The organism is Clostridium sp. MF28, assembly GCF_002969175.1.
GTDB classification, from domain to species: domain Bacteria; phylum Bacillota; class Clostridia; order Clostridiales; family Clostridiaceae; genus Clostridium; species Clostridium beijerinckii.
Genome location: NZ_CP014331.1, coordinates 1273664 through 1288555, shown reverse-complemented (window position 1 = coordinate 1288555; position 14892 = coordinate 1273664). Strand labels below are relative to the sequence as shown.

The following is a 14892-nucleotide window of genomic DNA, read 5'->3' as shown; positions in this document are numbered from 1 at the left end:
GGAGATATCTATTGAGTACACCTAATAGTTCATTTTCAAATCTTTTTACACAAAAATATTTATAATTTTTAGTAACTATGTAAAGCCAAAGTTTTAGCAAATTTGTAAATGCGTTTATTGAATAAGTAAAATCTTTAAATTGGATATTTGCATGAATGATTAATTCAAAGAGTTTAGCATACTGTAAAACATTGTAAAAAGTAATGAGCTATTGTATAATAATGTTATATAATAAAAATATAGTGAATTTTATGTTATAAAAGTAAATAAAATCATATATTTCTATATTGAATAGTATTTGTAAATAAAATAAGGGTAGATTAGAGAGGGAAAATGAAATATTTTAACTATTTAACTGAAAAACAAAAAAGTTTATTTTATAAATTACCAAAGTATTTCGATAAAAATTACGATATAAATATATTAAGATACACAATAGGTGCGCTTTTATATATCCCAGCAATAAATAATGGAATGATATATAAAGCTATAGATGGAGATATTAAGGGTATAGGATCAGTAGCAATATGTTTAGAAGATGCAATTGGTATAGAAGGTGAAGCTGAAAGTATAAGAAATATAAAAGAGATATTTAGATATTTAAAACATAATGAAAAAACCAAAAATGAATTGCCATTAATCTTTATAAGATTTAGAAATATTGAGCAAATGCTGCGATGTGCCGATATAGTAAAAGAAAATTTTAATTTATTAACTGGAATTATAATACCTAAGGCTAATAGCGATATTATAAGTGAGTTTCTGAATAGCCTTGATGATTTAAAGTGCAAAAGTTTGTATTTAATGCCAATAATAGAGACTGCTGAATTTATAAATATTGAAACAAAACATAAAGCTTTCTCAGGATTGCATAAAGTTATTATGGAAAATCAAAATAGAATATTAAATATAAGAATTGGTGTAACAGATATATTGGGATGTTATGGAGTTCGTAGAAATAGAAAGATGACTATTTATGATAATATAGTTTTTAGTAAATTTTGTGCAGATTTAATGGGCACTATTGGTGGAAATTTGAATAGTGATATACCTATTAGTGGTGGTGTATCTGAATTTTATGATTTAAATAATAAAGAAATTTTAAATTCATATTTAAGAGAAATTGAGTTGGATAATTTAAATGGATTTGTTGGAAAAACCGTAATACATCCTCTTCAACTTAAAGTTGTACAAGCTATGAGCGTAATAAATTACGAAGATTATATTGATGCAAAGAGTATAATTGAAAATATTAATTCAAAATATGGTGTTAGTGCTAGTTTTTCAAATGAAAGAATGAATGAAGTAAATCCTCATTTGAAATGGGCAAAAAGGATTATGATTTTATCAGAAATTTATGGAGTTATTAGAGAAGGGGTAACCGTTAATGAGTTGTTTAAACTTTAATTGTAATATTAATATAGAAAATAATCCGTTGAATCTTAAAATAGAAGATTATTTAGATGTAGCTGTTAGAAATAATAATAAAAGGAGATTTTTATTTGTTTCAAAAAAATTGGGTAAGCATTTACCAGTGAATCCAGCTAAAGTTGATGAACTGGGATATTTATTGTCAAAAGTTTACAAGATGAGTGATAAGAATTATAAAAAAGAAAAGCAATTAATTATTGGATTTGCAGAAACAGCAACAGCATTATCACATTCTTTTTTTGAATATCTAGAAAGTGCAGAATTCTTTATTCATACAACTAGAGAAGAAATTCAAAGTGTGGAAAAAATCGAATTTAAGGAAGAGCACTCTCATTCAGTAGAACAAAATCTATATATTGATAATTTAAATGTATTAAAAAATATAGATACAATTATTTTAGTTGATGATGAAATTACTACTGCAAAAACTTGTATAAATATGATTAAACAACTTCAAAGAATTCATCACTGCAAGAAATTTGTAATAGCATCAATATTAAATTGGATTGATAAGGTTAAAAAGAAAGAGATAGATAAGAAGGCAGAGGAACTTGGATGCAAAATAGAATTCACGTATATTTTTAATGGGAATTTTGAATTTCAATTTGATGAAAAAAATGAATTAGAAGATAAAATTGAAAGTAATCTTGAAGCAAGTTCCAATATAGAAATAAAAAATATAAAGCTAGATTTTGAGGAATATGTTGGAGAAAAAAAATATTTAAAATATACAGGTAGATTTGGAATCACTAGAAATGATCAAGAAAAGTTAAAAAAAATTATAGAGAGAGAGGGAATAAAGCTACGGTGTGATTATGAAAATAAAAAAATTCTAGCTTTAGGAATAGAGGAATTTATGTACATTCCAATGATGCTAAGTAAAGAGATAAATGGTGATGTATATTATCATTCAATAACTAGAAGTCCAATAATACCATATGATAATCTTAAATATCCAATAAGGAAAAAGTATAACTTAGAAAGTTTTTACAACAAAAATATTAACTATGTATATAATCTTGATGCTAATGACTACGAAGAGTGTTTTTTATTTATGGAAATAGAAAAGAACGAGAAAAATATAAATAAACTTATTAACGTACTAAAAGGCATAGGTATAGAGCGAATTAATATAGTCAGATGTTAAATATTAAGGGGTGAACATATGGAGATAAAGGATAGGGAATTTAGTACATATTCTAAAGATGATGTGATTTTTTTATTAAAAGATATTTCAGAGATTCTGCTAGAGGAAAGTAATGAGGATAGGGAAAAAGCGATACAAGGTGGCAAGCATTATTCAGAAATGCTACCAATTGAATATCAAGTAAGTGATGATTATTTAAATTTATATAAAGAGAAGTTAGAAATACATAAGAAAAAACTGGCATATTGTGTTGGCGTAATGTCTGAAAAGATTTTTAAGCAAAAGGGAAATGATGTGATTTTAGTTTCTTTAGCTAGAGCAGGAACACCTATAGGAATATTAGTAAAGAGATATATTAAAAAAAGATATGGTTTAGATTTACCACATTATACTATTTCGATAATACGTGATAAAGGAATAGATAAAAATGCGATAAAGTATATATTAGAAAATCATAAAGATAGCAAAATACAATTTATAGATGGATGGACAGGAAAAGGCACAATATATAATGTTTTGAAAAACGCATGCGAGGTTTTATTTGAAAAATACAATATAAGATTAGATGAAAATTTAGCTGTTTTGGCAGATCCAGCAGGATATTCTAATGCTTTTGGTATAAGAGAAGATTTCTTAATTCCTAGCGCCTGTTTAAATTCTACAGTATCTGGACTTATAAGTAGAACTGTGCTTAGAGATGATTTGATTAGAGAAAATGATTTCCATGGAGCAAAGTATTATAAAGAATTAAGAATATTTGATGAATCTAATATTTATTTAGATAGAATCTCTCAAGAATTTGAAAATGCTTATGATGAAATAGATGAAAATATGAAATCTTGGACAAAGGATGAAATGACTAAATTAGGATATGAAGATGTATCTAATATAATGAAAGACTTAAATATAAAAGATATGAACTATGTTAAACCAGGTATAGGAGAAACAACAAGAGTTTTGCTTAGAAGAATTCCTTATAAAATATTGGTTAAAGACTTAAAGGATAGTGAATTAAATCATATTTTTGTGTTAGCTAATGAAAAAAATATACAAATAGAAGAATATCCACTAAAAGCATATAAATGCTGTGGAGTAATAAAAAATATTAAGGATGTATAACATGATTTATTTTAGTGATTTAGATAGAACATTAATATATTCTAATAAGTTTATAGGAAAAGAACAAAATGAAATTTGTATTGAAACTATAAACTGTGAGGAAATTTCTTATATGTCTTTAAAATCTATAGAATACTTAAGAGAAATTCTAAAGCATAAAAAGTTTATTCCAACAACTACTAGAAGTATCGAACAATATAGAAGAATTAATTTTGAAGAACAAGATATATATTTTGAATGGAGTATTGTATCAAATGGTGGGAACATTCTCTACAAAGGAGAAGTAGTTAAGGAATGGAATGAAATACTTAATGAAAAGATGAAGACTTGTGAAAGTTTAGAATTAGTTATGGAAAGATTTAAGGAGAATTATAGTAATGCATGTGGGATTAAAAAAATAAGAGATGTTGATGACATATTTTTTTACATTGTAATAGATAAAGAAGTGTTTGATGAAAATTACATTGAAAATTTCAAAGAATTTTTGTTGAAATTCAGATGGGACTTATATGTGAATGATAGGAAGATATATTTTTTACCCAAAGTTGTAACTAAGGAAGCTGCAATTGAATTTTTATCAAGTTATTTAAATGAAAAAAAGTTTGGTGTACTGGGGGATTCTATAATGGATTTAAATATGCTTAAATGTGCACAAAATGCGTATATACCGAGAGGTTCTTATATAGAAAGTTATGAGGTTAATGGTAATGCTTATATTAGTTTAAAAGGTGGTTTTGAAGGAATAGAAGAGATATTAAAAAGTATATTGATAGAAAAATTTTAAAAGGCAGGAGATAAAAATGGCAGTAACATTAAATAAAGGTCAAAAAGTTGATTTAACGAAAAAGAATCCTAATTTAAATAATTTAATTGTTGGAATTGGATGGGATGTAAATCAAAATTCAAGTGGATATAGTTTTGATTTGGATGCATCAGCATTTTTATTAAATAATTTTAGCAAAGTAAATAATGAGGGGGATTTCATTTTTTATAATAATCCCAATGGTGGACAAGGAGCTGTTATACATAGCGGCGATAATAAAACTGGTGTTGGAAATGGTGATGATGAACAAATTAAAATTAACCTTCGTTTAATGCCTTCAAATATAGAAAAAGTTGCTTTTACAATAACAATAAATGATGCGAAAGAGAGACGCCAGAATTTTGGACAAATATCTAATTCTTACATAAGAATTATTGATGCAGATACATCAGAAGTTATTCTACATTATGATTTAGGAAGAGATTTTTCAATAGAAACAGCCATTGTTGCGGCTGAGTTATATCGTTACAATAACGAATGGAAATTTAATGCTGTAGGAAGTGGATTTCAAGGGGGATTGGCAGCATTATGTAATATGTTTGGGGTAGAAGTGGAAGAAGAGCATTCAAATTCTTCTTCACCAGTTCCAGTATATTCTCAAAGTCCTATAATACATAATTCTTATGGACAAAATCAAGGATATAATTCACCCATAATAGACAGTAATAGGCAAATGCACAATTCACAATTACCTTATGAAAATAAACAATCTGGAATTGTTTGTCCATATTGTCATTCAACACAAGTGACAGCAGGAAAAAAAGGTTTCAGAGTAGGAAAGGCAATGGTAGGAGGTTTACTTTTAGGTCCAGTTGGTCTTTTAGGTGGATTTATAGGAAGTAAAAATGTTGAGTTTTTATGTATTAGTTGTAATAGGCGTTGGAGTGCATCGAATAATCCTAATGCAGCACAATGGCTACGGGAGCAATCAAATAATGCTAAAAATTTGGTGAGTAGATACTTAGATAATGATTTTGTTGAAGCATTAGTTGCTGGCAGTGCGTTGGTAGCTATGGCAGATGGTGTTATAGAATATTCGGAAAGAGAGAGCTTAATAAATTATTTTAAGACAAGTGAAGAAATGAAACATGTAGAGATAAATATGGTACTGTCTAAATTTGAGTATTACACTCAAAAATTGCAACGCGATTTTATGATTGGAAAAGCAGAGTTACTAAGAATAATATCAAAAATGAGGGCTAAAACAGATGCATCAAGATTTATTGTTAGATTATGTTGCGCAATAGGTTTTGCTGATGGTGAATTTAGTGGTGTAGAAAAACAGATTGTTAGTGAGATTTGTAGAGAACTAAGTTTAAACATTTCAGAATTTGTGTCATGAATGGAAGTTGAATATGAAATTTAATAAAAATATTATATTCTATATACATATTTATATATATTATGATAAAATTTATTTAAGTTACATAATTTATATATGTAAGCAATTATGTCTAAAAATGTAATATATTTATAAGGAGTAAAAAATATGGGTATAGTTTTAAAAAAAGGGCAAAAAATTGATTTAACAAAAGGAAATTCATCATTAAAGAAAATATTAATAGGATTAGGCTGGGATACTAATAGGTATGATGGTGGATATGATTTTGATTTAGATGCAGCAGCTTTTTGTTGTGGAGAAGATGGAAAGGTTCATAATGATTTAGATTTTATATTTTATAATAATTTAAAACATAGTTCTGGAGCTATAGAGCATTTAGGTGATAATTTAACAGGTGATGGTGATGGTGATGATGAAGAAATATTAATTGATTTATCATTGATTCCACAAAATATAAGTAGAATTAGTTTTACTGTTACAATTCATGATGCAGATGAAAGAAAACAAAATTTTGGACAAGTGTCGAATGCGTATGTAAGAGTAGTCAATTCAGATAATAATCAAGAACTTTTAAAATATGATTTGGGAGAAGATTTCTCAATAGAAACTGCAATAGTTGTGGCTGAAATTTACAGACATAATGGAGAATGGAAGTTTAATGCCATAGGCAGTGGATTTCAAGGTGGATTAGCAGCATTATGTAGAAATTTTGGATTGAATGTATAGAAAAATAAACTGGCAAGCTTAAACTCAAGGAGGATAATAATGAGTATAAATTTGGTAAAGGGACAAAAAATTGATCTAACCAAAAATAACAATACTTTAAAAAAATTAATAGTTGGTCTTGGATGGGATGCAGTAAAACAAACAAAAAGAGGATTATTTGGATTTGGTTCTTCTCAGCAGGATGTAGATGTAGATGCATCAGTATTTATGTTAAGGAATGATAGGTTGACAAGTAAAGAAGATTTGATATATTTTGGTAATTTAAAAAGCAGATGCGGCGGAGTTACACATACAGGCGATAATCTAACAGGTGATGGAGATGGTGATGATGAGCAAATTATAGTTGATTTATCTAGAATCCCTCAAGATGTAAATAAATTAATATTTGTAACTAATATCTATAAATGCATAGAAAGAAAACAAAATTTTGGAATGATTGAAAATGCGTTTATAAGAATAGCAGATTACAATAACAATCAAAATATTGCAATGTTTAATTTGACAGAAGATTATAATGGTAGAACAGCTTTGATAGTGGGAGAAGTATATAGACATAATGGTGAATGGAAGTTTGCAGCAATAGGAGAAGGTACACAAGATATAGGCTTAGGGAATATGGCTGAGAGATATCGTTAAAATAACTTTATAACAGTAGGAGGAATTTTTATGGGAATTGTATTGAAAAAAGGGCAAAAGGTAGACTTGACAAAAGGTAATGCATCATTAAAAAAAGTAATAATAGGACTTGGATGGGATGTTAATAAATATGATGGCGGACATGATTTCGATTTAGATGCTGTAGCATTTTGCTGTGGAGATGATGGAAAAGTTCATAATGAAGCTGATATGATATTTTATAATAACTTAAAACACAGTTCTGGTGCTATAGAACATCTAGGCGATAATTTGACAGGAGATGGTGATGGGGATGACGAACAAATATTAATTAATTTAGCATCAATCCCAGAGCATATAACAAAAATTGATTTTACTGTTACAATTCATGAAGCAGAAGAAAGAAAGCAAAATTTTGGGCAAGTTTCTAATGCTTATGTTAGAGTTGTTAATTCTAACACTAAAGAAGAGCTTATAAAATATGATTTAGGAGAAGATTTTTCAATAGAAACCGCTATAGTTGTAGCTCAACTTTATAAAAATGGGATAGAATGGAAATTTAATGCTATAGGAAGTGGATTTGAAGGCGGATTAGCATCTCTATGTAAAAACTTCGGATTAAACGTGTAGAATTGTTTGAAATATTAACTATAAGCTAGAAAAGCTTATAGTTAAATTCTGTAACTAAAGGAGTAAAGTAAGTATGTTACAAAGTATAATAGATAATTATAGTCAGTTTTTTTCAGTATCAAATTTTGAGGGGATATTTACAGTATCAGGCATATCAACCATATTGTTATTAATGCTATTAGAAGGCTTACTTTCAGCAGATAATGCATTGGTATTAGCTATGATGGTTAAGCATCTTCCGGAAAAGCAGCAAAAAAAAGCTCTAATGTATGGAATTTGGGGAGCATATCTTTTTAGATTTTTAGTAATAGGTATAGGTACATATTTAATTAAATTCACTTGGATAAAAGCAATTGGTGCACTTTATTTGCTTTATATGGCTTACAAGGGGTTGTTTGGAAACAGTGAAGAAGAAGATCCTGATATAGCTAAAATTGCTCAAAAAGGATTATGGGCAACGGTAGCTAGTGTAGAATTAATGGATATTGTTTTTTCAATAGATAGTGTTACAGCAGCACTTGCAGTAAGTGATAAGGTTTGGGTATTGTTCATTGGAGCAGTATTTGGAATTTTAATGATGAGAGGTGTTGCTCAGATATTCGTAGTTTTGATAGAGAAGGTTCCAGAACTTGAGAAAACTGCATATATACTTATTGCATTAATTGGTCTTAAATTAGGAGTAACACTAATAGGAATTGAAATTCCAGATATGTTATTTTTTGCAATACTAATAGTTGTATTTTTAGGAACATTTGTAGTTAGTAAGTTTAATAAGAAAAGTGAAAGTACAACTGCATAATTTATTTTAATGGGTTGAACTTAAGTTCAACCCATTTTTAAAATATAAAAATAAAGAGGAGAATTAGAGATGCCAATAGTATTAGAAAAAGGGTCAAAAATAAATTTGTCAAAAGAAAATAAACAATTAGGAAAAATCAATGTAAATTTAAACTGGAATTCGGGTACTCAAAAAGGGATATTTGCATCATTATTTGGTACTAAATCGATTGATTTAGATTTAGGATGTCTTTATGAGTTAAAGGATGGAAGTATTGGAGCAGTACAGGCGTTGGGAAATAGTTTTGGCAGTTTTGATAGTAAACCTTATGTGCATTTAGATGGTGATGATAGAACCGGAACTAATTCAGATGGAGAAAATTTATTTATAAATGGAAATAAAATAAAAGATATAAAAAGAATTCTTGTTTATACGTTCATATATGAAGGTATTACAAATTGGAAAGAAGCTAACGGCAACATTCGTATTAATGTGCCAGGACAAGAAGAGATTTTAATTAATATGGATGAGTACAGCAACAGTTATAGTATGTGTGCTTTAGCAATAATTGAAAATGTTAATGATAATAATTTTTCAGTAGAAAAGTTGGTTAGATTTTTTGACGGACATAGATCAATGGATAAAGCATATAATTGGGGATTAAAATGGGTTGCAGGTAGAAAGTAGGGATAACTTATGGGATGGGGATTTAGAAAAAGTGTAAATATAATGCCAGGAGTAAAGATTAATTTAAGTAGAAGTGGTCCATCAATTTCATTAGGACCCAAAGGACTTAAATACAATATAAATAGTAGAGGAAGTAGAGTTAGATGCTCAATTCCTGGTACAGGAGTATATTATACTAAAAATTTAAGTGATTCAGTAAATACGAATAGAAATAATATAAAAAATGCAGCAGTATATCAAAATTGTAATAAAACTAATATGCAAAATGACAATAGATTAAAAACGCTTGGATTCTTTGAAAAGTTATCACTCACAAATGATGAAAGGCAGTTTTTATATGGATTGAAGGAATTCATTAATGGCAATCTCAATAATGCTAAAGAGAAATTATTCAGATGTAATAATATTGATTCATATTTTTTAAGAGGATTTATAGAGCTTGGAAACGAAGAATTTGAAAGTGCTAAAAATAATTTTAAAATGTGTTTAGTGCACAAAGAGGAATTAGGAAAAACAATAAGTAAATTTGCTAATGAAATAGAACTTATTTTGGATGTAACGGAATATATTGAAATACCAATTATGCCGAATAAAAAAGGTCTATACTTATGTTTAATCGAATGTTATCAAAAAATAAATGATTTACGAGAAGGAATGAAATTACTTTATGAAATTCAAAGTGAAAATTCAAGTGATAAAGTAATACTTTTATCATTAATTGATTTTATTGCATTGGAAGATAGAATTGAAAAAGATGATTTAATGAACGTTATTAATTTGACTAATGAACTAGAAAATGAAAATGCAATAGAAACTAATATAAGTTATTTAAGAGGGTATTTATTTTATAGATTAGATAAAATATCATTGGCTATAGCGGAACTTACAAAGCTTACAAGAAAGACTAAAGATCGTCCAGAAAAATTGATTTTAGATATCAGATTCTTGAGAGGTCAGTTCTATGAGGAAGATGGACAATTGGCAAAAGCCAAAAAAGATTATGAGTTTATTTATATGAAAGACAATAATTATGATGGAATAAAGGAAAAGATTTTTTAAGAAATGTGGATAAAACAATATGGAGTTTATAAAAGGACAAAAAATAAAATTAGAGCAATTAGTGCCCAACATGAAAATTACTTTAAAATCAGATATTAATTTTAGTAAAGAGAATATAGATGTAGATATGTGTTGCTTTGGTGTAGATAAAGATAACAAGTTGTCTGATGATAGATATTTTATCTTTTATAATCAGCTGGTTTCACCAGAAAAATCAATAAAAAAGATTCAAGACAAAAACGTATTTGAAATAGATATTAAATTGCTTCCACCAACTATAAAGAAAATTATATTATGTGTATCTGTAGATGAAGAATATGCAATGAAAGATGTAAAAGATGGTAATTTGAAATTTATGGACGAGGGCCAGGAAGTTGGAATATTCAAAATTGAAGATAAGGATTATAGTAATGAAAAGTCAATTATTCTTGCTGAAATTTATGAAAAAGATGGAATTTGGAGATTAGGTATAGTTGCAAGCGGATTTAATGGTGGTTTAGGAGACATATTAAAAAATTATGGCGGAGAAGAAATCGAAGAAACAGAAGAAAGTAACTTAGTTGAATCAACAAAATCAATTAAGGAAGATTTCGAAAAAGAATTTATTTAGAGAAGAAAGAAAAAGTTCAAAAATTAGTACTAGAAAAGGCACCACATCTAATTGATTTGACTAAGAAAGTAACTGTGGTACTAGAGAAGAAGCAGATGGAAAAAGTCATAGCTAGAGTTGTTGTTGTGTTAGATAAGTCTGGATCTATGGAACATCAATATAAAAATGGTGATGTGCAAAGGGCCATGGATAAAATGCTACCTATAGCTTTAATGTTTGATGACGATGGTGAATTAGATACATGGGCTTTTGCAGAAAAAGCAATACATTTATCAGAAATATCTTTAGATAATATAAATGGTTATTTAACTAAAGAACATAAAGGGTGGAAAAAATGGAATATAGGCATAGTAAATAATGAACCATGCGTCATGCAAGAAATAATGGATATATATTATGGTAGTAAGTTACCAGTTTATGTTATTTTTATAAGCGATGGTGGAATTTATAAGAAAGCTCCGATTAAAAAAATAATTATAGAAAGCTCTAGGTATCCTATATTTTGGCAGTTTGTTGGAATTGGAGGTTCTAATTACGGAATATTAGAAGAGCTAGATGAAATGGAAGGGAGAATGGTGGATAATGCTAGTTTCTTTTCTATTGATAATATTAATTCTTTATCAGATGAAGAGTTGTATGAAAAATTATTAAATGAGTTTCCTATTTGGTTAAAAGAAGCTTCATCAAAAGGAATAATTAAAAAATAGTTATTAAATATGTGTAGTTTAGGTATGAATTTAGTTTAATAAATAGAAAAGAGGAAGAGTTAATATGGGAATTATAGTGGGAATAGACTTAGGAACTACAAATTCAGCAGTGGCGTGTTTAAGAAGAGGAAAAGTGCAGATTGTTCCTATAGATGGGAAGAATACTATGCCATCTGTTATATCAGTTAGAAATGATGAAATAATAGTTGGGCATCAAGCTAAATCGAGACTTTTAATTGATCCTAAGAACTCAGTAGCTTCGGCAAAACGTGAGGTTGGAAAAGATGTGCATTATAATTTAGATGGAAGAATTTTTACACCTGAAGATGTGGCAGTTAATATATTGAGGACCATAAAGATTAAGGCGGGTGAAGCTTTAGGAGAAGAAGTAGAACAAGCAGTTGTAACAGTTCCAGCCTATTTTACTTCAGAGCAGAGACAAATTACTAAATCAGCAGCTGAAAGAGCTGGTTTAAAAGTCTTAAGATTAATGCCAGAGCCAACAGCAGCAGCGTTAGATTATGGTATTGATCAAAACAAGAATCAAACTTTAATGGTATATGATTTAGGTGGAGGAACCTTTGATATATCAATAATGCAAGTTAAAGGAAATGATTTTGAAATATTAGCAGTTGATGGTGATGCAAGGCTTGGAGGTGATGATTTTGACCAAATAATATGCAATGTATTATTTAAGCAAATTAATAAAGATTTAAATATCTCGATTACCTTAGAGAAAGATAGAAAATATATATCAGCAGTAACAAAAATAAAAGAAGCAGCCGAAAAAGCAAAGATAGATTTATCAGATATGGATGAAGTTGAAATTATAATACCTAATTTAATTGGTGATTACTGCTTAGAAAAAACAATAACAAGAAGTGAATTCAATGAATTGGCAAAACCATTGATAGATAGAACTATAGAAAAGATGAATAAGGCTATGCAGAGTATAAATTATACTGAAGATGATATTGATAGAGTGATTCTAGTAGGTGGATCAACTAAGATGCCAATAGTTAGAGAAAGTGTAAAAAATAGAATTAAGGAACCTTATATGGCACCAAATGTAGACGAAGTAGTTGCAAGGGGTGCAGCTCTTATGGCAGCTTCACTAGCAACTCCTGATTATCAAATAAAAAGTGGAATTGATCTATCAAAAAAGATTGTAGTAAAAGAAAAAACCGTCTTTACATATGGTGTAGACATGTTGGATAGTAGGGATAAATTGATATTTAAGCCAATAGTAAGAAAAGGAACTCAACTCCCAACAGCAGATGGGGTTATTGGAGCAACATCAAGACCATATCAAGAAGGTGTTTTAATTAATGTATACAGAGGGGATAATCCGATCCCTAATGAAAATGAATACTTGGGTGAGTTATCTCTTGACATAATAAAGCCTATGAAAGATCAAATACCAATTTTGGCTTTATTTGAAATTGACGAAAATATGATAATTAGATTTAGAAGCGTTCAAATTCCTATGAATCGAGAATTTATGGAGCTTGTAGAAAATTACGATATAAAGAGATTAAAAGCTTATCTGGATATGGGTAGACTTGATGCTACAGAAATAATTATTGATGCTAAGGAAAATGGGAGGTAGGAAAAATGATAAATTTATCTAAAAGCTCATATGTGCTAGGAATAGATTTGGGAACATCAACAACTATTGCTTCAGTTTTTACAAAGGGTAAAAGCAGAATCATTAAAATAGAAGGTAATGATTATATACCATCAGTAGTTTCATTTTTAAATGATAATACTAAATTAGTAGGTTCACAAGCTAAGGGAAGAATGATGATAGATCCTGTAAATACAGTTGCATCTATTAAAAGACATATGGGTGAAGATGGCTATAAAGTAAGTATAAATGATAAAGAATATTCACCTGAAGAAATATCTGCAGAAATATTACGGAAGATAGTTGAAGCTACTAAGGAACAAGAAAACTTTGAACCTTTAGGAGAAATTGCTAATGCAGTAATTTGTATACCAGCAAATTTTACTGATAATGCAAAGCAAGCAACTTTGAAGGCAGCAGAACTTGCAAATTTGAATGTACTATATTTGCTAGAAGAGCCCGTAGCAGCAGCCATAATGTATGGGTTTAATGCAACTAAAAGTCAAAAGATATTAGTTTACGATTTAGGTGGAGGAACTTTTGATGTATGCATTTTGGATGCCAATACATCAGAAAGCGGGAATGCAAACTATGATATCTTGGCAAAGGAAGGAATAAATCAGCTTGGAGGAGATGATTTTGACCAAAAATTAATGGAAATGATTAATGCTAAGTTTTTAGAAGAAAATAGTATTGATATTTTAGATACAACTAAAGATCAAGGAATAAGCAAAAAGAAAATAAAACAAGCTATTCAAAAATTAAAAGAGGCTTCTGAAAAGGCTAAAATAGAATTAAGTGAGAATGATACTACTAATGTATTGATCCCAAACATTATTCAAAATGAAGAAGGCGATTTATTAAGTGTTGATGTAGAGATTACAAAAGAACAATTTAATGCTGCAATAGATCCTTTAATAGATAAGACTGAAGAAACTGTTAAATGTGCTTTAGAAAACGCTAAATTGACTGTAGAAGATATTGATAAAATCATTTTAGTTGGAGGGTCAACTTTAGTTCCAAGAATTAAAGAAAAAGTAAAAAACATTTTTGGAATTGAACCTTATAGCAACTTTAACCCAAGAACCATAGTATCCGAAGGTGCTGCTATATATGGAGCTACTTTATCAGTTCCATCAGATTGTGTGGACAATAATGAAGTAAAGCCAGAAGGAGATATAAATATATCTCAAATAGTAACTCATAACCTAGGTATTATGATTTCAGGAATGAGATTTTCAAGATTAATAGAAAAAGGAATTGAAATACCTAAGGGAGAAGTAATAAGTGAAGAAAAGGAATACTCTACCCAATCTGATAATCAAACAGAGTTAACACTATTAATTTACCAATGTGATGAAGATGTTGAATTTATTAATGAAAAGAATGCAGATGGCAAGGAAAAAGCTATTTGTATAGGAGAATTTAAATTAACTAATATTCCGTCTAAACCAAAAGGTGAAGAAAAAATAGTTGTTAAGTTTGAGGTTAACGAAGAAAATATTGTTAATGTAACAGCAAAATGCGTTAGTAATGGAAGTGAAAACAACGTTACATTGGATGTAAATAGATTGTAAAGTGAGGTGAAACT

The 14892-nt window shown here is 28.6% G+C and carries 15 protein-coding genes; all 15 read left to right on the top strand.

The window, feature by feature from the left end:
• Positions 1-333: 333 nt before the first annotated feature.
• The 15 genes from AXY43_RS05690 to AXY43_RS05620 all read left to right on the top strand — a co-directional run bounded on the left by AXY43_RS05690 (position 334) and on the right by AXY43_RS05620 (position 14878).
• Positions 334-1407, top strand: coding sequence for an HpcH/HpaI aldolase/citrate lyase family protein (locus AXY43_RS05690; protein ID WP_105411191.1), 1074 nt, complete (start codon positions 334-336; stop codon positions 1405-1407).
• Positions 1388-2578 carry a phosphoribosyltransferase family protein gene (locus AXY43_RS05685; RefSeq protein ID WP_105411190.1) on the top strand — a complete coding sequence of 397 codons (1191 nt, stop codon included), beginning with the start codon at positions 1388-1390 and terminating at the stop codon, positions 2576-2578. The genes AXY43_RS05690 and AXY43_RS05685 overlap by 20 nt, the downstream gene beginning before the upstream one ends.
• 18 nt (positions 2579-2596) lie before the next feature.
• A complete protein-coding gene (locus AXY43_RS05680; protein ID WP_105411189.1) occupies positions 2597-3697 on the top strand; it encodes a cysteine protease StiP family protein in 1101 nt (366 codons plus the stop codon).
• A 1-nt stretch (position 3698) separates the two neighbouring features.
• On the top strand, positions 3699-4481 hold the full coding sequence (locus AXY43_RS05675) for a hypothetical protein (protein WP_105411188.1): 783 nt from the start codon (positions 3699-3701) through the stop codon (positions 4479-4481).
• Between the two features lie 16 nt (positions 4482-4497).
• On the top strand, positions 4498-5862 hold the full coding sequence (locus tag AXY43_RS28390; protein WP_105411187.1) for a TerD family protein: 1365 nt from the start codon (positions 4498-4500) through the stop codon (positions 5860-5862).
• A gap of 147 nt (positions 5863-6009) precedes the next feature.
• Positions 6010-6588: a TerD family protein gene (locus AXY43_RS05665; protein ID WP_105411186.1), complete on the top strand. Its 579-nt coding sequence runs from the start codon at positions 6010-6012 to the stop codon at positions 6586-6588.
• 39 nt (positions 6589-6627) lie between these two features.
• On the top strand, positions 6628-7224 hold the full coding sequence (locus tag AXY43_RS05660; protein ID WP_105411185.1) for a TerD family protein: 597 nt from the start codon (positions 6628-6630) through the stop codon (positions 7222-7224).
• A 30-nt stretch (positions 7225-7254) separates the two neighbouring features.
• Positions 7255-7833: a TerD family protein gene (locus tag AXY43_RS05655; protein WP_105411184.1), complete on the top strand. Its 579-nt coding sequence runs from the start codon at positions 7255-7257 to the stop codon at positions 7831-7833.
• Between the two features lie 73 nt (positions 7834-7906).
• Complete coding sequence (locus tag AXY43_RS05650) at positions 7907-8632, top strand: TerC family protein (protein ID WP_105411183.1); 726 nt, start codon at positions 7907-7909, stop codon at positions 8630-8632.
• A gap of 69 nt (positions 8633-8701) precedes the next feature.
• Positions 8702-9298, top strand: a complete 597-nt coding sequence (locus AXY43_RS05645; protein ID WP_105411182.1) for a TerD family protein — start codon at positions 8702-8704, stop codon at positions 9296-9298.
• Positions 9299-9307: 9 nt separating this feature from the next.
• The gene (locus AXY43_RS05640; protein ID WP_105411181.1) at positions 9308-10357 is read left to right on the top strand and encodes a DUF4236 domain-containing protein; all 1050 of its coding nucleotides are present in this window, start codon (positions 9308-9310) and stop codon (positions 10355-10357) included.
• 19 nt (positions 10358-10376) lie between these two features.
• Positions 10377-10967: a TerD family protein gene (locus AXY43_RS05635; protein ID WP_105411180.1), complete on the top strand. Its 591-nt coding sequence runs from the start codon at positions 10377-10379 to the stop codon at positions 10965-10967.
• Between the two features lie 95 nt (positions 10968-11062).
• Entirely contained in the window at positions 11063-11674 is a 612-nt protein-coding gene (locus AXY43_RS05630) for a vWA domain-containing protein (RefSeq protein ID WP_105411179.1), read from the top strand.
• A 64-nt stretch (positions 11675-11738) separates the two neighbouring features.
• Positions 11739-13283, top strand: coding sequence for an Hsp70 family protein (locus AXY43_RS05625; protein WP_105411178.1), 1545 nt, complete (start codon positions 11739-11741; stop codon positions 13281-13283).
• 5 nt (positions 13284-13288) lie between these two features.
• Complete coding sequence (locus AXY43_RS05620) at positions 13289-14878, top strand: Hsp70 family protein (protein WP_105411177.1); 1590 nt, start codon at positions 13289-13291, stop codon at positions 14876-14878.
• Positions 14879-14892: the final 14 nt, after the last annotated feature.

Bases quoted from the DNA above. Each gene is read 5' to 3' on its own strand.
- AXY43_RS05690 (WP_105411191.1), top strand. From the start codon at position 334: ATGAAATATTTTAACTATTTAACTGAAAAACAAAAAAGTTTATTTTAT.
- AXY43_RS05685 (WP_105411190.1), top strand. From the start codon at position 1,388: ATGAGTTGTTTAAACTTTAATTGTAATATTAATATAGAAAATAATCCG.
- AXY43_RS05680 (WP_105411189.1), top strand. From the start codon at position 2,597: ATGGAGATAAAGGATAGGGAATTTAGTACATATTCTAAAGATGATGTG.
- AXY43_RS05675 (WP_105411188.1), top strand. From the start codon at position 3,699: ATGATTTATTTTAGTGATTTAGATAGAACATTAATATATTCTAATAAG.
- AXY43_RS28390 (WP_105411187.1), top strand. From the start codon at position 4,498: ATGGCAGTAACATTAAATAAAGGTCAAAAAGTTGATTTAACGAAAAAG.
- AXY43_RS05665 (WP_105411186.1), top strand. From the start codon at position 6,010: ATGGGTATAGTTTTAAAAAAAGGGCAAAAAATTGATTTAACAAAAGGA.
- AXY43_RS05660 (WP_105411185.1), top strand. From the start codon at position 6,628: ATGAGTATAAATTTGGTAAAGGGACAAAAAATTGATCTAACCAAAAAT.
- AXY43_RS05655 (WP_105411184.1), top strand. From the start codon at position 7,255: ATGGGAATTGTATTGAAAAAAGGGCAAAAGGTAGACTTGACAAAAGGT.
- AXY43_RS05650 (WP_105411183.1), top strand. From the start codon at position 7,907: ATGTTACAAAGTATAATAGATAATTATAGTCAGTTTTTTTCAGTATCA.
- AXY43_RS05645 (WP_105411182.1), top strand. From the start codon at position 8,702: ATGCCAATAGTATTAGAAAAAGGGTCAAAAATAAATTTGTCAAAAGAA.
- AXY43_RS05640 (WP_105411181.1), top strand. From the start codon at position 9,308: ATGGGATGGGGATTTAGAAAAAGTGTAAATATAATGCCAGGAGTAAAG.
- AXY43_RS05635 (WP_105411180.1), top strand. From the start codon at position 10,377: ATGGAGTTTATAAAAGGACAAAAAATAAAATTAGAGCAATTAGTGCCC.
- AXY43_RS05630 (WP_105411179.1), top strand. From the start codon at position 11,063: ATGGAAAAAGTCATAGCTAGAGTTGTTGTTGTGTTAGATAAGTCTGGA.
- AXY43_RS05625 (WP_105411178.1), top strand. From the start codon at position 11,739: ATGGGAATTATAGTGGGAATAGACTTAGGAACTACAAATTCAGCAGTG.
- AXY43_RS05620 (WP_105411177.1), top strand. From the start codon at position 13,289: ATGATAAATTTATCTAAAAGCTCATATGTGCTAGGAATAGATTTGGGA.